Origin of the sequence: Streptosporangium pseudovulgare, from assembly GCF_014648055.1 — a bacterium.
GTDB classification, from domain to species: domain Bacteria; phylum Actinomycetota; class Actinomycetes; order Streptosporangiales; family Streptosporangiaceae; genus Streptosporangium; species Streptosporangium pseudovulgare.
In genome coordinates, this window is the sequence record NZ_BMQJ01000006.1 from 122,204 (window position 1) to 138,071 (window position 15,868).

At 72.5% G+C, this 15,868-nt stretch carries 16 protein-coding genes; 7 read left to right on the top strand and 9 right to left on the bottom strand.

All coding sequences use genetic code 11. The annotated features are described in order from the left end of the window. The first annotated feature begins 191 nt into the window (after positions 1-191). Positions 192-716 carry a hypothetical protein gene (locus tag IEZ10_RS14150; protein ID WP_189246953.1) on the top strand — a complete coding sequence of 175 codons (525 nt, stop codon included), beginning with the start codon at positions 192-194 and terminating at the stop codon, positions 714-716. Between the two features lie 118 nt (positions 717-834). On the opposite strand, the gene IEZ10_RS14155 is transcribed toward IEZ10_RS14150, so the two are convergent. Both IEZ10_RS14155 and IEZ10_RS14160 read right to left on the bottom strand, forming a co-directional pair. Then, complete coding sequence (locus IEZ10_RS14155; protein WP_189246954.1) at positions 835-1,479, bottom strand: GNAT family N-acetyltransferase; 645 nt, start codon at positions 1,477-1,479, stop codon at positions 835-837. A gap of 346 nt (positions 1,480-1,825) precedes the next feature. Next, the gene (locus tag IEZ10_RS14160) at positions 1,826-3,070 is read right to left on the bottom strand and encodes a pyridoxal phosphate-dependent aminotransferase (protein WP_189246955.1); all 1,245 of its coding nucleotides are present in this window, start codon (positions 3,068-3,070) and stop codon (positions 1,826-1,828) included. Positions 3,071-3,165: 95 nt separating this feature from the next. Here IEZ10_RS14160 and IEZ10_RS14165 point away from each other — a divergent pair, with 95 nt between their 5' ends. The 3 genes from IEZ10_RS14165 (at position 3,166) to IEZ10_RS14175 (ending at position 6,199) form a co-directional block, all read left to right on the top strand. Further along, positions 3,166-4,152 carry a LysR family transcriptional regulator gene (locus IEZ10_RS14165; RefSeq protein WP_189246956.1) on the top strand — a complete coding sequence of 329 codons (987 nt, stop codon included), beginning with the start codon at positions 3,166-3,168 and terminating at the stop codon, positions 4,150-4,152. A 144-nt stretch (positions 4,153-4,296) separates the two neighbouring features. Further along, positions 4,297-4,965 (top strand): ribonuclease HII, encoded by a 669-nt coding sequence (rnhB, locus tag IEZ10_RS14170; RefSeq protein WP_189246957.1) that lies wholly within the window; start codon positions 4,297-4,299, stop codon positions 4,963-4,965. 127 nt (positions 4,966-5,092) lie between these two features. Then, a complete protein-coding gene (locus IEZ10_RS14175) occupies positions 5,093-6,199 on the top strand; it encodes an LLM class flavin-dependent oxidoreductase (RefSeq protein ID WP_189246958.1) in 1,107 nt (368 codons plus the stop codon). 84 nt (positions 6,200-6,283) lie between these two features. Here the strand turns inward: IEZ10_RS14175 and IEZ10_RS14180 are convergent, their stop codons facing one another. Beyond that, positions 6,284-6,670: an SCO5389 family protein gene (locus IEZ10_RS14180; protein WP_189246959.1), complete on the bottom strand. Its 387-nt coding sequence runs from the start codon at positions 6,668-6,670 to the stop codon at positions 6,284-6,286. Positions 6,671-6,741: 71 nt separating this feature from the next. After that, positions 6,742-7,707, bottom strand: a complete 966-nt coding sequence (locus IEZ10_RS14185) for an ATP-binding protein (protein ID WP_189246960.1) — start codon at positions 7,705-7,707, stop codon at positions 6,742-6,744. A 111-nt stretch (positions 7,708-7,818) separates the two neighbouring features. On the opposite strand from IEZ10_RS14185, the gene IEZ10_RS14190 reads away from it, so the two are divergent. Next, a complete protein-coding gene (locus IEZ10_RS14190) occupies positions 7,819-8,133 on the top strand; it encodes a DMT family transporter (RefSeq protein WP_189247142.1) in 315 nt (104 codons plus the stop codon). Positions 8,134-8,143: 10 nt separating this feature from the next. Here IEZ10_RS14190 and IEZ10_RS14195 read toward each other — a convergent pair whose 3' ends face one another. The 5 genes from IEZ10_RS14195 to IEZ10_RS14215 all read right to left on the bottom strand — a co-directional run bounded on the left by IEZ10_RS14195 (position 8,144) and on the right by IEZ10_RS14215 (position 13,161). Beyond that, entirely contained in the window at positions 8,144-8,560 is a 417-nt protein-coding gene (locus IEZ10_RS14195) for an RrF2 family transcriptional regulator (RefSeq protein ID WP_189246961.1), read from the bottom strand. A 4-nt stretch (positions 8,561-8,564) separates the two neighbouring features. Beyond that, on the bottom strand, positions 8,565-9,569 hold the full coding sequence (locus IEZ10_RS14200; protein WP_189246962.1) for an ABC transporter permease: 1,005 nt from the start codon (positions 9,567-9,569) through the stop codon (positions 8,565-8,567). Further along, on the bottom strand, positions 9,559-10,287 hold the full coding sequence (locus IEZ10_RS14205; RefSeq protein ID WP_189247143.1) for an ABC transporter ATP-binding protein: 729 nt from the start codon (positions 10,285-10,287) through the stop codon (positions 9,559-9,561). Before IEZ10_RS14205 ends, IEZ10_RS14200 begins: the two co-directional genes overlap by 11 nt. A 188-nt stretch (positions 10,288-10,475) precedes the next feature. Then, the gene (locus IEZ10_RS14210) at positions 10,476-11,543 is read right to left on the bottom strand and encodes an ABC transporter substrate-binding protein (protein WP_189246963.1); all 1,068 of its coding nucleotides are present in this window, start codon (positions 11,541-11,543) and stop codon (positions 10,476-10,478) included. A 274-nt stretch (positions 11,544-11,817) separates the two neighbouring features. Next, positions 11,818-13,161: an LCP family protein gene (locus IEZ10_RS14215; RefSeq protein WP_229811250.1), complete on the bottom strand. Its 1,344-nt coding sequence runs from the start codon at positions 13,159-13,161 to the stop codon at positions 11,818-11,820. A gap of 262 nt (positions 13,162-13,423) precedes the next feature. Between IEZ10_RS14215 and IEZ10_RS14220 the strand changes: the two genes are divergently transcribed. Further along, positions 13,424-14,359 (top strand): hypothetical protein, encoded by a 936-nt coding sequence (locus tag IEZ10_RS14220; RefSeq protein WP_189246965.1) that lies wholly within the window; start codon positions 13,424-13,426, stop codon positions 14,357-14,359. After that, complete coding sequence (locus IEZ10_RS14225) at positions 14,346-15,806, top strand: MFS transporter (RefSeq protein WP_189246966.1); 1,461 nt, start codon at positions 14,346-14,348, stop codon at positions 15,804-15,806. Before IEZ10_RS14220 ends, IEZ10_RS14225 begins: the two co-directional genes overlap by 14 nt. Positions 15,807-15,868: the final 62 nt, after the last annotated feature.

The window sequence follows — 15,868 nt, forward strand, 5'->3', positions numbered from 1 at the left end:
TGTTGAGCCCCGATGCCGATGATTCCCTATGTCGGGCATGGCGCCATACGGGGGCTGTCATGCCCGACATGTCAGTCAATTGCAGGTATGGAGAAAGATGCGGTAAGCGGGGTGCAGGCGGTCCGGCCTATCAATGAGCCATGGCTCCCCGAACGGAGACGGGAGCCGCCTCACCCCCTGGGAGAACCGCAATGCGCACCACCGCCCGCACCCTCCTCGGCCTCGCAGCCGCCACCGCCGTCCTCGCGGTCACCCCGGCGCTGGCCTCCCCCGCTTCGGCCGCCACGCTCGCCGCCGGCGCCGCCGGCACCGCCGCGGCGTCCACGACGGCCACGACGACCGCGAGCCACGACTACGACGACAGCTGGGGCCCCTACTACTCGAAGTACTTCGGTCACTCCCGCGCCATGGCCGCCAGGGGCCGGGTGTGGACCGACGACTCCGACCGGGTCCACGTCGGGGGCAGGCTCTACGACAGGTACTCGCCGAGCTGGCTCTGCGGCTACGTCCAGGTCAAGTTCGAGAACACCGACGGTGACGAGTCGACCTACTGGGCCAAGAAGTGCGGCTCCAGCGGCTACCGCTCCTTCCACTTCGCCTCCGACGACGTCGACAGCGCCCAGGTCCGGGTCTGCTACTGGCACCAGGGCGAGGGCCGGACGAAGATGTGCGGCAGGTGGAACTACGTCTACGAGGCCGACGGCGACGACGAGTGACGCCGGGTCCGGCTTCCGGACGAACGTCAGGCCCGCCCGGTCCCCGGGCGGGCCTTCCGTTCCAAGAGATCGTCGAAGTGACGGATGACGGGGAGGGTCCTCCCTCTCCGTTGTTCGGCTAGGCGGCCTCGACCAGGCCGAGCCGGGCGTGCAGCCGTTCTCGCACGAGCGGCCACTCGGAGCTGAGGATCGAGTAGTACGCGGTATCTCGGACCGTGTCGTCGGCGCCTCGGGATTCCGCCCGCCGCACACCGTCGAGGTGTGCGCCGAGGGCCTCGATGGCGGCCCGGGAGCGTACGTTGCGCACGTCGGCTTTGAGGGTGACGCGGTGGACCTGCCACGTCTCGAAGGCGAGGGAGAGCATCAGGTACTTGCTCTCCCGGTTGACACCGGTGCCCTGGGCCGACGCCGCCAGCCAGGTGTAACCGATGTCCGCCACGGACGGGACCTCGCCCACCGCTCCACGGGCGCCCGGTGGCCAGGGCATGGGGCCCTGCCAGTACTCCAGGTTCATGAGACGGGTGGCACCGACCACGCGGTCGGTGTGCAGCCACCGGACGGCGAAGGGCATCGTGCGGCCCTCCGCCTGCTCAGCCAGGGCGGCCTCCACGTAGGAGACCACCTCGCCCCGACCATGGGGCACACGAGTGAAGCCGTAGGTGGAGCGGTCTTCACTCGCCGCGGCGACGAGGTCGTCGACGACCGCGAGGCTGAGCGGCTCCAGGCGCACGAGGCGCCCGGACAGGGTGACAAAAGCGGGCATGAGCACATGATGAGGGCTGCCGACGTGGGCTTTTGCCAAATGATGCGGGGCGTTTCGGTGGCCGCTGGGTGAATCGCCCTCTCTGCCCCGTTTTCGACGGTGAAACCGCAGGTCAGAGGCGTGAAGGCCGCCCCGGGGACGGCCGGCCCGCGGGTAAATTTTCCGTCAAGCGCTCACATCGCGGACCACCGCGCCGCCGGAGCGGTGGCTTCACCGCTTCCGGACGTCTTCGGAGCGGTCGCTCCACCCCCTCCGGACGTCTTCGGAGCGGCCCGTCCGCCCTCCCCGGAGGCTTTTCCGAGCGGCCGCTCCACCCCGCCGGGCACCGCCGCGGGCACCGCCGCGGTCAGCGTCCGCCCGGCGTTCCGGCGCCCGCGCCGAGACGGCTCAGGACCCCGGCCAGCCGGTCCAGCGAGGCGGAGATCCAGGGCAGCTCCAGGGGGTCGGGGGCGGCCAGCGCGGCCAGCCGCCGCTCGGTCGTCTCGCCGTACAGGAGGCTGGTCGCCATCCGCACCCGCAGGGCCCGCGGGTCGTCACCGAAGGCGTGGCCGGGGAGCACCCCGACGCCGTGCGCGCCTAGCAGGTGCGCGGCCAGGTCGGCGGAGGTGCCGAAGGGCAGTCCGGTGAAGTCGGGGTACAGGTAGAAGCCGCCGCGTGGCGCGCCGGCCGGCACGCCCGCCCCGGCGAGCAGCCCGTGCACGGCCCGCGCGACCGCGCCGTGCAGCCGCCGGCTCCGCTCGATCCGCTCGGTGAGCTCGGGGGGTTCGGTGTAGGCGTGGGCCGCCGCCTGCTGGACGGGGGCCGCGGGACTGGACCAGATCTCGCTCGCCACGGCGAGCAGCCGGTCGCGCAGCTCCTCGGAGGGAAGGCGGGCCACGCCGATCCGCCAGCCGCCCAGGGCGAGGCTCTTGCTGAGCCCGGTGGTGACGATCGTGCGCTCGGGCGCGACGTCGGCCGGGCTGAGGAACCCCGCCGCGGGGTCGTGGACGAGATCGCGGTAGATCTCGTCGGAGATGATCAACAGGTCGAGCTCGCGGGCCAGCTCGGCGACCCGCCGGACCGTCGCGGCGCCGGCCAGCGTGCCGGTGGGGTTGTCCGGCAGCGTGACCAGCAGCGCGCGCACCCGGCGCCCCCGGGAGCGCGCGTCCAGGACCGCGTCGGCGAGGAGGGCGGGGTCGGGCACCCCGCCCTCGCCGGGCGGCGACGGGACGGGCAGCGGACGCGCCCCGGCCAGTTCCGCCTGGGCGGCGTAGCTGACCCAGCTCGGTACGGGCAGCACGACGTCGCCGCCGATCGCCGGCAGCAGGCCGTACAGCAGGGACTTGCTGCCGGGGCCGCAGACGACCGACTCCGGGTCGGTGGGCAGGCCCCTGCGGCGCCAGTACCCGGCCGCCGCCTCGCGCAGCTCCGGAACCCCGGCGACCGGGCCGTACCCGTTGTGCCCGGCGGCGTCGGCCAGCCGCTCCCGCAGTACCGGGTGGACCGGCAGGCCCGCCTCCCCGAAGGCCAGGTGCAGCACGCGCTCCCCGGCACGCCGCCTGCTCTCGATCTCCTCGTTGGCCGCCAGCGTGGCGGAAAGGGCGATGCCCATGGGTGCCTCCGGTCGTTGCGGAACGCTCCCCAGCATGGTGAGGTGGATCCCTCGGAACAACCATCGGTCGCCGTGGGAAGGCATAAGGAAAACCGATGCTCGATCTGCGCCGCCTGACGGTGATCTGCGAGTTCGCCCGCCGGGGCAGCATCGCGGCGACCGCCGAGGCCCTCGGCTACAGCCCGTCCGCCGTCTCCCAGCAGCTCGCGGTCCTGGAGCGTGAGGCCGGGGCCGCCCTGCTCGACCGGACGGCCCGCAGCGCCGCGCTGACCGACGCCGGCCACCGCCTCGTCGAGCACGCCGAGCGCATCCTGGCCATGGTGGAGGCCGCCGAGTCCGACCTGTCCGCCCAGGCGGGGACGCCCTCGGGCCACGTCGCCGTCACCGCCTTCCCCACCGCCGCGGTCGCCTTCGCGCCCGCCCTGGCCCGGACGCTGCGCCGGCACACCGGGCTGACCCTGCGGATGCGGCAGGCGCCCGCCGGGCGCGGGATCGGCCAGGTGCGGTCGGGCGAGGCGGACATCGCCCTGGTGGACGACTGGCACGGCGGGACGCGCGAGGAACCGGCGCCGCTGCGGGTGTTCCCACTGCTGCGCGACCCTCTGGTGCTCGCGGTGCCGCGCCGGCACCGGCTGGCCGCCCCGGAGGAACCCGTCGACCTGCGGGAGCTGCGCGACGAACCGTGGATGGCGACCCCCGAGGGGGAGCCGTCCCGCCTGGCCGTGGACCGCCTGCTGGCCGGCGTCGGCGGCGCCCGGCCGGTGCCGTGGGAGTTCGAGGGGCTGGGCACCGTCCTCGGCCTGGTCGCCAAGGGCATCGGCATCGCGGCCGCCCCGGCGCTGACCCTGGCCGCCGGGGTGCGTGGCGTCGCCGTACGCGAGCTTCCCGGGCCCCCCATCGTCCGCGAGATCCATGCCGTGGCGCGGGCCGGGAGCGTCCACCGTCCCGCCGTCGCGGTCACGCTGCGCGCCCTGCACGTCGCCGCGCGCCTGCTGGCCGCCGACCTCGCCCCGGTCTCCGCTCCGGCCCTCACCCCGATCATCTCCCCGACTCCCACCCCGGTCGGGCCCGCCGGCGGGTGACCGGAGCCGGGAACGCCCCGGGGACCGGGGCCGTGGTGCCGTACCGGGCGGGGTGGGACGGGTGAGCCGGGAACGCCCCGGGGGCCGGGGCCGCGGTGCCGTACCGGGCGGCGGCGGGGCGGGTGAGCCGGTAACGTCGGGGCCGTGCCTCCCTCCTACGCGCTCGAACGCCTGCTGTCGGCCGGCGGCTCGAAGACGGTGGCCGGGATCGACGAGGTCGGGCGGGGCGCCTGGGCCGGGCCCGTCGCGGTCTGCGCCGTCGTCACCGACCTGTCGGAGCCGCCCGCGGGGCTGACCGACTCCAAGATGCTCACCCCCGCCCGCCGCACCGCGATGGCCGCCGAGATCACCGGCTGGGCGGCCGGGATCGGGTACGGCGAGGCGTCGTGCGAGGAGATCGACGAGCTGGGCATGACCGAGGCCCTGCGCCGGGCCGCCCGCCGGGCGCTGGCCGAGCTGCCGGTCCGGCCGGACGCGGTCATCCTCGACGGCAAACACGACTACCTCGGCGCGCCGTGGCCGGTGCGGTGCGAGGTCAAGGCCGACCTGTCGTGCGTCTCGGTGGCCGCGGCGTCGGTGATCGCGAAGGTCCGCCGCGACTCCTACATGGCCTCGCTCGGTTGTGAGGAGTACGGCTTCGCCGACAACGCGGGCTACCCGTCGCCGGTCCACCAGCGGGCGCTGGCCGAGCGCGGGCCGACGGAGCACCACCGCCTGTCATGGTCCTATCTCGACGACCTGCCCCGCTGGCGCCACCTGAAGCGGCACCGCAATCCCCTGACCGGCGAGGGCCAACTGGGCCTCTTCGGCTGAAAGCCCATTCCCTCTCTCGGGGCCCGGGTTCGAATGGCCGGACGATGTCGGATCGAGCGGCCATGAAGTCCGGGAGTAATGGTGGTCTGGTCTTTCTCGGCAGGGTTCGCTGATCCACAGTGGCGGCATGCGGATGGGCGTCTTTCTGATCGCGGCGGGTTTCCCCGGGCGGGACGCGGGAGAGGTGCTGCGGGACACGGTGGAGGCGATCGCCGTCGCCGAGGAGGCCGGTTTCGACGACGCGTGGATCGCCGAGCACCATTTCATGTCGTACGGCGTGTGCCCGTCGGCGGCCACCCTGGCCGGGGTGGCGCTGGGCCGTACGTCCCGGATCGGGGTGGGGACGGCGGTGAGCGTGCTGTCCACCCGGCACCCGGTGGACCTGGCCGAGCAGGCGGCGATCCTCGACCGCGTCTCGGGCGGGCGGTTCACGCTCGGGGTGGGGCGGGGCGGCCCGTGGGTGGACCTTGAGGTGTTCGGCACGGGGCTGGAGCGGTTCGAGCGGGGGTTCGGCGAGTCGCTGGACCTGCTGTGCGCGGCCCTGGACGCGGGGACGGTCTCGGCGGAGGGGGAGTTCTTCCGGTTCCGGCCGGTGCCGGTGGTCCCGCCCGCGCGGCTGCGGCCGGTGGTGGCGTGCACCTCCGCGCCGACCGTCGCGCTCGCCGCGGAGCGGGGGCTGCCGATGCTGCTGGGGATGCACATCGGCGACGCCGAGCGGGCCGCGATGATCCGGTCCTACCGTACGGCGAGCGAGGGGGCGGGCGGGGAGCGGCGCGGGGGCCGGGACGGCGGCCTCGGGAACGGAGACGGCGACCCGGGCGAGGGGCGGGACGTCGGTCCGGGCGGTGGGGGCCGGGACGGCGGCGCGGGCGGGGACGCGGATCCCGGGCACGTGGGGGCGGCCGTCGGGTACGTGGCCGACACCACCGAGCGGGCCGTGCGGGAGCTCAGGGAGGCCATGCCCCGGTGGCTGGCCCCCGGGCTCGCCGGTCATGTGCCCGTGGACGGCCGGCCGGGCCCGCGGCGCGACATCGGGGCGTACGTGGACTTCCTGTGCGACACGCACCCGGTCGGCTCGCCGGGGCGCTGCGCCGAGAGGATCGCGCGCACCGCCGGAGCCACCGGGCTGCGGCATCTGATCCTCATGGTCGAGGGTGCGGGCGACCACGCCCGCACCCTCGACAACATCCGGCGGCTCGGGGAACAGGTGCTCCCCCTGGTCCGGGACCTCTGACCGGTGGCCCCGGAGGCTCCGCCGTACCGGGCGGCGGCCTCCGGGGCGCGGGCCGGGGGTCCCGGCGGTCCGGACGGTGCGCGGCTAGCAGTCGACGAGTTCGGGTGACTGGTTGAGGATCTGGGACCTGGCGGTGACGAACTCGGCGAGGGCGCCGGTGGCCGCCGGGTCGAAGACCGCGACCCGGTGGCAGTTCTGGAAGGCGAGCCTCATGCCGAAGTGACGCTCCAGGGCGCCGCGCATGGAGTCGCTGGCCAGGCAGCGCAGGAGCTGACCGCGGGCCTGCTCGTCCGGCGGTGGAACGGTGTTGTCGGCGAACTCGGCGCCGGTGCGTTCGCGCCTCTCGACCAGCTCGGTGATCACCGCCCAGGCGTACGGCAGGGAGTCGCGGACGCAGGCGACGAACGCCTCGTCGTCGACCTCGCCGGCCCTGGCCTGGTCGAGAAGATCCTTCGAAACGGTCAGCGACATGCTGCGTTCTCCTTTCGCAGATTGCAAAGGGGACGTTTCCCGACACTAGGTCGGCCTGTCGGCCGCTCCACCTAGCGCGGGAGCGACACTCGTGTGGGTCCGAAGATGAAGCCGGGGTCGACCTGGGCGGCCAGGTCCTCGCCGGTCGTCCGGTTCGCCCAGGCCCGGGCGTTGCGCAGGTGGAACTCCACCGCCTGCTGCCCGAACTTCCACCAGTCCTTCTCCTGGGCGTCCAGGCGCGCGAGAAGCGCGCCGAGCGCCTTCATGCCGGCCGGTTCCAGGTCGCCGAGCGTGAACGGCCGGCCCTGCTCCATGGCCCGGACCGCCGCCGAGTGCTCCAGGCACACCAGCAGGTCGTCGCCCACGTGCTCACGCAGGAACGCGACGTCGGACGGGCCGTGCACCTTGTTGCCGACCACCGCGACCGGCACGTCGAAGTCGGCGGCGTAGTCGCGGTACTGGCGGTAGACGCCCACCCCCTGCCGGGTGGGCTCGGCCACCAGGAACGTCATGTCGAAGCGGGTGAACAGCCCGGAGGCGAACGAGTCGGCCCCGGCGGTCATGTCGACCACGACGTACTCGCCGGCGCCGTCGACGAGGTGGTTGAGGTACAGCTCCACCGCGCCGACCTTGGAGTGGTAACAGGCCACCCCCAGGTCGGTCTCCTCGAACGGGCCGGTGACCATCAGGCGCGGCCCGTCGGGCGTGATGGCCGAGAAGCGGGTGTGCACGGGGTCGTCGAACTCCCCCAGGCGCAGCAGCCGCGACCCGCGGCCGGGCGGGGTGGTCTTGACCATCGCCGCGGCGGAGGAGATGAGCGGGTTGTCGCCGCGGAGGTACTCCTTGATCTCGGTCAGGTGCGTGCCCATCGGGCGCGGCAGCGCGCTCTCGGGCATCCCGAGCGCCATGCCGAGGTGCTGGTTGATGTCGGTGTCGATCGCCACGACGGGTCCGCCCCTGGCGGCGACGTATCTCGCGAACAGTGCGGACAGGGTCGTCTTGCCGCTGCCGCCCTTACCGACGAATGCCACCCTCACGTCAACGATCCAATCATGATTATGAAAACCGTTTCACTCCGCTGGAGCATCATGCCACGAAGGGCGGGTGCGCGGGGGCAGAACCGCTGTGACAGGCTCTGCCAGATGACGATCGCATGGGTGGTGCTGGTGTTGTCGGGGCTGATGGAGACCGCGTGGGCGGTGGCCCTGGACCGGTCCCAGGGGTTCTCCCGGCCGGTGCCCAGCCTGATCTTCGTGGTGACGCTGGCGCTGAGCATGGTCGGGCTGGGGTACGCGCTGAAGTCGATCCCGGTCGGTACGGCCTACGCCGTGTGGGTCGGGATCGGCGCGGTCGGCACGACCGTCGTCGGCATGGCGTGGCTCGGCGAGTCCACGTCGGTGGCCAGGATCGCCTGCCTGGTGCTGGTCGTCGCCGGGGTCGTCGGACTGAAGGTCTTCCACTGAGCCGCGCGGCTCAGGTCACCGGCTCCCCGTGGCCGCCGGGGACGGTGTTCCGGGTGATGTGGGCGATGGTGATCTCGGAGAGCAGGGTCTCCTCGTGCTCGCGAAGCACGCTCCAGACGTGCGCGATGGGCCGCGCGACGCCGGGGTAGTCGTCGTTCCTGAAGTGCTCGGGCCTGCCCTCGATCACCATGATCACATCGGCCAGGGTGATCTCCTCGGGGGGCCGGGCCAGCCAGTAGCCGCCGTCCGGACCGCGCTGGCTGTGGATCAGGCCGGCGCGGCGCAGCTGCAGCAGGATGTTGTCCAGGAACCTCCGCGGGATGTTCTGCGCCGCGGCGACCTTCTCCGCGGGCACGGGCCCCGGGCCGGTGGCGGCCAGCTCGGCGACGGCCCGCAGGGCGTACTGGGTCCTGGCGGAGACGCGCATGCCGTCAGGCGCTCGTCCGGGCGAGGCCCCAGCGGCGGCGCAGCGAGGTGTCGGCCGTCTCGAACAGCAGGTCCACCGCGATGCCGATGACCAGGATCACGATCATCGTGGAGAGCAGACCGGCCGAGTCGGCGAGCTCGCGGTCGAAGAACAGCCGCTCGCCCAGCGACGACTGGTGAGCGATGATCACCACCAGCTCCCCGGCCATCAGCGACCGCCAGGCGAAGGCCCAGCCCTGCTTCAGCCCGGCCAGGAACGACGGCAGCGACGCCGGCAGGATCACGTGGCGGTAGAGCTGCAGGCGGCGGAAGCCGAGCACGTGCCCGGCGCGCAGCAGGATGGGCGGCGTGTAGTCCACCCCGGTGATCAGCCCGTTGGCGATGGACGGCGCCGCGCCGAGGATGACCACGAAGGTGATCGCGCTCTCGGTCAGCCCGAACAGCAGGATGGCCAGCGGGAACCAGGCGATCGACGGCATGGTCTGCAGGCCGGTGATCAGCGAGCCGAAGGCGGCCCGCAGCACCCGGACCCGGGAGACCAGGGCGCCGACCACCAGGCCCGCCACCACCGAGACGGCGAAGCCCGTCACCGCGCGGCGCATCGTCACACCGATCGCCTCCCAGTACTCGCCGGTGGTCAGCCGGTCGAGGAGGACCGGGGCGACGTCGGCGGGCCCGGCGAAGACGTACTCCGGCCAGAAACCGGCCCACACCACGCACTGCCACACCGCCAGCACGATGGACACGGCCAGGGCCATCGGCCACAGGCGGCCCCAGACGCGGGCGGCCGGGCCGCCGGACGACTCGCCGCCCAGCTCCAGCGCGTCGAGCCCGGCGAGCTGCCGGGCGTGGGCGTCGGCGGGCGCGCGGTCCGCGGCGCCGGCGGTGGTTCCGGTGACCCCGCCGTCCCCGGCGACCGCGGTGTCCCCGGGAACCGCGGCGCCGTCGGCGCCGATCGCGGTGTGACCGGTGTCGTCGACGCCGGTGGTGACCCTGGTGTCAGCGGCCATGGCGCATGACCTCCTCCCGGAGCCGGCCCGTCACGGTGCCGGCGATCTCCGCCACCTCGGCGGAGTCGGTACGGCGGGGCCGTTCGAGCGTGATGGGGAAATCCTCGACGACCCGCCCCGGACGGCTGCTGAGCAGCACGACGCGGTCGCCGAGCCGTACGGCCTCGCGGACGTTGTGGGTGACGAACAGGACGCTGAGCCGGCGTTCCCGCCAGATCCGCTCCAGCTCGTCGTGGAGCAGGTCGCGGGTCATCGCGTCCAGCGCGCCGAACGGCTCGTCCATCAGCAGGACGTCGGCGTCCTGGGCGAGCGCGCGGGCCAGGGAGACCCGCTGGCGCATGCCCCCGGACAGCTCGTGCGGGCGCTTGCCGCCGAAACCGCCCAGGTGGACGGTCTCCAGGAGCGCCGCCGCTCGCTCACGCCGTTCCCGGGAGGCCACGCCCTGGACCCGCAGCGCCATCTCGACGTTGGCCGAGACGGTGAGCCAGGGGAACAGGGCCGGCTCCTGGAACATCATGGCGATCTTCCGGCCGCCGGTGCCGATCCGGCCGGCCGTGGGGGTGTCCAGCCCGGCGACCAGGGAGAGCAGCGTGCTCTTGCCGCAGCCGGAGGCGCCGAGCAGGCAGACGAACTCGCCCGGGGCGACGGAGAGCGTGACGTCGTCCAGGGCGTGCAGCCCCTTTCTGCCCTGGCCGTAGACCTTGGAGACGCCGTCCAGCCGGACGGCGGGCCCGGCGTCTCCGGCGGCCCCGGTGTCCTCGGCGTCCTCCGGACGGGCGGTCCCGGGGGCCGGGGCGTCCTCGACGCCCCGGCTGTTCCGGGCGCGTTCCCTGAGCGGAGTCCTCACGTCCTCATCCTTCCGATCGGCGGTTGCGACGGGTTCGACGGGTTCGGCGGGTTCACGACTCACCTGTCGGCGATCTCCGGGCGGCCCTCGGCCTTGTGGATCTGGTTGAGGACCGACAGGTCGTAGATGCCGTTCAGGTCGACCGGCTGGAGCAGGCCGATCTTGATCGCGTGGTCGGCACTGGCGGTCAGCGAGGAGGCGATGGGGTCGTCGGTGAAGGTGATGTTGGCGAAGGCGCGGTCCAGGACCTCCTGCTTGAGCGGCTTGCCGGTCAGCTCGGCGAGGGCCGCGTTCACGGTCTTCGCGGCGTCGGCCGGGTCGGCCTCGATCGCCGCGTTGGCCTCGACGTGCCCTTCGAGGAGCTGCCGGACCGTCTCCGGGTGCTCGGCGGCGAAGTCCTGGCGGACGATGAGGTGGGTGATCACGAACTGCTTGCCCGGCCACAGGTCCCGCTCGTCGACGAGGACCTTGCCCTTGCTCTCCAGGACCAGCCGGCTGGCGAACGGCTCCGGCACCCACGCGCCGTCGATGTCACCGGTGGCGAAGGTCTGCAGGGTCTGGGAGTTCTCCTGGGGGACGATGCCGACGTCGCCGCCGCCCTTGGTGTCGGTCTTCAGGCCCTTCTGCTGCAGCCAGTAGCGCAGGGCGACGTCCTGGGTGTTGCCGAGCTGGGGTGTGGCGATCTTCTTGCCCCGCAGGTCCTCGACGCTCTTGATCTCGGGCTTGACGACCAGCGAGACGCCGCCCGAGGCAGCCCCGGCGATGATCTTTATGGCCTTGCCCCTGGACTTGGCCCAGGCGTTGATGGCGGGGTTGGGGCCGATGTAGGTGGCGTCGACCGCGCCCGAGAAGATCGCCTCGATCGCGGCCGGGCCGGCGTTGAAGGTGCTGGTCGTGAGCTTGGTCGAGCCGAGATGTTTGGCGAAGAGGCCCTTCTCCACGCCGACCAGCGCCGTGGCGTGGGTGATGTTGGGGAAGAACCCGAGCCGCACCTCGGCGAGCTTGTCCCCGCCACCGGAGGCGGTCGCGGTGCCCGCCGTCTCCGATCCCCCGCAGGCGGCCGACAAGGTCGTGAACGCCAGGGCGGCCAGCGCCGCCACCACCCCGCGGGCCCTGCGAGCCTTCATGGCCACTCCTAATTCCTACTAAACAAGTCGGCTATGGGTATATAAAGGCCGACTCTACCCACCTGTCAAGTAGGGAAATGACACGTCCCGGTCACGACGCTCTCCGGCGGGCACCGGGCGTCCCGGGACGGGAGCCGGGCGGGAGCCCGGAGCCGGTGCGGGCGCGGCGGCGCCGAAGCGGCCGTACCCCGAGGTCCGTCGCGGGCGGGACGAAGACGGCGGGCATCACGCGACGGGGTCGCGCGATGCCCGCCGTCCCGGACGGCCTCGCGGGTCAGCCGCAGACGGAGTCGAGGACCGTCGCGGTGTTCGGGCGGAACCGCTGGGAGTCGTCGCGGTGCGCGACGACGGGGGGAGCCGGCTTGACCAGGGTCGCCGCGATCTTGTGCTTGATCAGGTCGTAGTCGGGGTACGCGGTGTTGATCAGCGGCGGGACGAACTGCAGGGTCCGGATCTTCGACCGCTTCACCTTCTCCGCCAGCTCGACCAGGTTCGGCAGCAGCCCCTGCGGGATGTCGGTGGAGACGGCGTGCATCGTGGCGTCGGCCAGCCTCTCGAAGCTCCGGAGGACCGTCACCGGATCGGCCTGCTTGGCGACGGCGTTCATCAGGCACTTCTGCCGGCCCATCCGGACGTAGTCGTCGCTGTAGGTGCGGGCCCTGCCGTACCAGAGGGCCTGTTCGCCGGTCAGCCTGCGGGTGCCGGCGGGGATCAGGCCCTCGTTCTGCCGGCCGTACACGATGGGGTCCCTGACGGTGACCCGCACGCCGCCCATCGCGTCGATGATGTCGGCGAAGCCGAACATGTCGACCATCGCGTAGTAGTGGACCGGCAGGCCGGTGATGCCGCTGACGGTCCTCTTCAGCAGCGTGGGGCCGCGGTGCCCCCGGGGGACGCCCGGGACGACGTCGGGGTGGTCCTCGGCGTACTGCCAGACCTCGTTGAGCAGGCCGGGGGTGTAGGGCGGCTCGCCGCCGAAGCCGTAGGGGAAGTGCTGACGCGCCGGGCCGGGCGGCATCGGGACCTTCTCCAGGTTTCTCGGCAGGCCGAACAGCACGGTGTCGCCGGTATGGGTGTCGACGCTGGCCACGGTCATGCTGTCGGTGCGCACGCCGACCCGGTTGGCCGCGGCGTCGCCGCCGATCAGCAGGATGTTGATCCGGTCGCGGCCCTGCCAGGGGTCCACCGGGATGGGCGCGCCGTCGGCGGTGAAGATCGAGGTCACGACGTGCTGGGAGACGTAGGCGAGCCGGGCCGCGTACGCCATGGGGGCGACCACCAGGGCGCACAGCACGCCCACGGCGAGGGCCGACAGCAGCCGGGCCGGGCCGGACAGCGACTCCGGCCGGACGAGCTGGTAGGAGCGCACGGTCACGGTCACGGTCGCGGCGGCGAACAGCAGCGCGGCCAGTCCGAAGACCCACAGCCAGGCCGGCTGGACGATCAGGGCGAGCAGCTCGGCCCGGGAGGTGAGGAGGAGGATCGCGATCCCTCCGACGAGGGTGACGAAGGTCCCCATCAGGGCGATGCCGGCCGCGCGCCGGCCGGCCCACAGGTGGGCCAGGCCCCACAGGACGGCCGATCCCAAGGTGATCGCCAGGCTCGGCCCAATGTTCAAATGACCCCGTTGACCTGCCATCTCTCTAACATCTCCCGTCCGTTGGCCCCAGGCGTCACAGGTTAGTAACGGTTTTCGGATGAATGCGCTATGAGGCGGTGCGACGCGCGGGGAAGTCCGAGTCAAGGTTCGTTGGGAGGTCCCTGCCGTTTCCGGTGATTGCCCTCATCCAAATCGCGGCCAAAAGAGAGACATATGCGGTTTTCCACGGTGAATTCGGGGATTGCCCATTAAGGGGCGGTGAGGGGGATCGGTGCGGGGAGTGATCAGCGCTTTTTCGATCATGTTCGGTTGCGCGCTCACCCCGTTCGCGCTCGCCGGTTTCTGGGTGGCGGACGAGATATCCGGCTCCGGCCGCTACGTGACGGACGTCGCGCCGACGGCGGCCGACCCCGCGGTCCGCGACGCCGTCGCCGACAGCGTCACCGCCGCGATCTCCCGGTCACTGGACGGCATGGACCGTCCGGCCACCGCGGACCTCGTCCGCCGGTCCGTGAACGCGGTCGTCACCGGCGGCGACTTCCCCGCCGTGTGGGCCGAGCTGAACCGGGCGGCGCACCGGCGGGTGGTCTCCGTGCTGCGGGACGGACCCGGGCGGGCGGTCCCGGACGGCGTGGAGCTCGACCTGACCCCGGTGTACGGCATGGCCCGGCGGGAGCTGGCCGCGGCCGGGCAGGCGGGCGCCTCCCGCCTGCCCGACCTGCACCCGCGGATCGAGCTGTTCCCCGTTCGGGCGCTGCTCGGCGCGCGGACGGCCTGCGACTGGCTGGTCCGGCTGAAGTGGGCGCTGCCGCTGCTGCCCGTGCTGCCGCTGGCCGCGGGGGTGGTCCTCGCGGGCGACCGCGGGGAGGCGCTCAGCGGCGCCGGGTTCGGGCTGGCCGCGAGCATGGTCGCGCTGACCGCCGGGCTGGCCGCCGTCCGCTCGCTCTGCCTGCCTCTCCCGGCGGGCGGCGGTCCCCCGTCCCCAGCCGTCTACTCGATCTTCGACGCGCTCGCCCTGTTCCCGAGGATCGGCCTGCGCGTCGTCTTCGCGGCGGGCCTGATCACGGCCGGGGTCGTCGCCGTCGTCCGCGAGCACCGGTCCTCGCGCGAGTCGCCCCCGGTGCCGGACCCGGGCGGTTCCGAAGCTCCCGCCCTGGTCCAGGGTGGCATGAGATGTTCCTCACGGGGTAGCCGGTGGCGCCATGAGCGACGTTGAGACGGGGACGGTGACCACCAAGGTCCCCGCGCGGCTGGACCGGTTGCCATGGTCACGATGGCACTGGATGATCATCATCGGCCTCGGAACCGTCTGGATCCTCGACGGGCTCGAGGTGACCATCATCGGAAACCTCTCGGCGCAGCTCGCCAAGGAGGGCAGCGGCCTGGCGATCACCCAGGCCCAGGTCGCCGGTACGGCGGCGGCCCTCTACGTGGCCGGCGCCTGTGTGGGCGCGCTCTTCTTCGGCTGGCTCACCGACAGGTTCGGCCGCAAGAAGCTGTTCATCATCACGATGGTGGTCTACCTGGTCGCCACCGCGGCGACCGCCTTCTCGTTCTCCGCGTGGTGGTTCTTCCTCTTCCGCTTCCTGACCGGGTTCGGCATCGGCGGTGAGTACGCGGCGATCAACTCCGCCATCGACGAGCTGATCCCCAGCCGCCACCGCGGCCGCATCGACGTCGTCATCAACGGCAGCTACTGGCTCGGCGCCGCCGGCGGCGCGCTGCTGACCGTCCCCCTGCTCAACGACCTCCCGGTCAACATCGGCTGGCGTGTCGCCTTCGGCCTGGGCGTGGTCCTCGGCCTCGGCATCCTCCTCGTCCGGCGGCACGTGCCGGAGAGCCCCCGCTGGCTGTTCATCCACGGCCGGGGCCGGGAGGCGGAGGAGCTGGTCGACGGCATCGAGGAGCGCGTCGAGACCGAGAAGGGCGAGCGCCTCTCCGAGCCCTCCTCCTCCATGACCATCCACCAGCGCCGGTCGATCGGGTTCGGCCAGATCGCGCACACGATGGTCGCCCGCTACCCCAAGCGCACCGTCCTCGGCTTCTCGCTCTTCATCGGGCAGGCGTTCCTCTACAACGCCATCACCTTCGGGTACGCCCAGATCCTGTCGACGTTCTTCAAGATTGACACCAACACCGGTTACTTCTTCGCGGTCATCGCGGTCGGCAACTTCCTCGGCCCGCTGCTGCTGGGTCACCTGTTCGACACCGTCGGCCGGGTGCCCATGATCTCCGGTACCTACATCGGGTCCGGAGTGCTGCTGCTCGGCACGGCGTGGCTGTTCAACCAGGGCGTGCTGACCGCCGTCACGCTGACCGCCTGCTGGTGCGTCGTGCTCTTCTTCGCCTCGGCGGGGGCGAGCGCGGCCTACCTGACGGTCAGCGAGATCTTCCCGATGGAGACCCGGGCCATGGCCATCGCCTTCTTCTACGCGATCGGCACCCTCGTCGGCGGTGTCGCCGGGCCGCTGATCTTCTCGCACCTGGTCGAGAGCGGCAAGCCGGGTGACACGGCCCTGGCCTTCGTCATCGGCGCGGTTCTGATGATCGCGGCCGGACTGGTGGAGGTGTTCCTCGGGGTCAAGGCCGAGGGCAAGAGCCTTGAGGACATCGCGGAGCCACTGACCAGCGCGTCGGCCAAGAGCAGCGCCGCGGCGGCCTGATCCGGCCTTTCCGGGCCCGCCGGGTTTCCCGGCGGGCTTCGCCGCGGCGCGCGGCCCTGGGA